The organism is Psychrobacter sp. I-STPA6b, assembly GCF_020662265.1.
Classification (GTDB): Bacteria; Pseudomonadota; Gammaproteobacteria; order Pseudomonadales; family Moraxellaceae; genus Psychrobacter.
In genome coordinates this window covers 1-397 of sequence record NZ_VEWM01000120.1, presented here as the reverse complement: position 1 = coordinate 397, position 397 = coordinate 1, and the positions used below count along the sequence as shown (strand labels likewise).

Below are 397 nucleotides of genomic sequence, written 5' to 3'. Positions count from 1 at the left end.
AAAAACTCGTTTTTCGCTTATAAAAACTCGTTTTTCGCTTATAAAAACTCGTTTTTCGCTTATAAAAACTCGTTTTTCGCTTATAAAAACTCGTTTTTCGATTCGTTAAACCCTTATTTTACTGGGGTTCCCGAATGGCTAAAGTATTTAAATCTTTTTAAAGTTTTTAAACAGTAGCGTGTGCGAGGAAATTTGTCTTGTTTTTTGGATTTTTATTTGGTTGGACTGGAGAAAAATTTGAAAGAGAAAAAAAGCCAAAAGGGAAGATGAATCGAACCAATGAGAAAAACAAAAAAACAAAAAAAAAGAAAAAGAAAAAAACACACCAAGGGGGCGGGCGGATTTTGATTTTTAGGATTTGAACGTGTTTTTAGGTGGTTTTTAGGTGGTTTTTAGG

Annotated in this window: 1 protein-coding gene; it reads left to right on the top strand. The window is 32.0% G+C overall.

Features of this window, described 5'->3' with window-relative positions; translation table 11 throughout:
• Positions 1–197: 197 nt before the first annotated feature.
• Positions 198–362 carry a hypothetical protein gene (locus FHK88_RS14585; protein WP_227431018.1) on the top strand — a complete coding sequence of 55 codons (165 nt, stop codon included), beginning with the start codon at positions 198–200 and terminating at the stop codon, positions 360–362.
• Positions 363–397 lie beyond the last annotated feature (35 nt).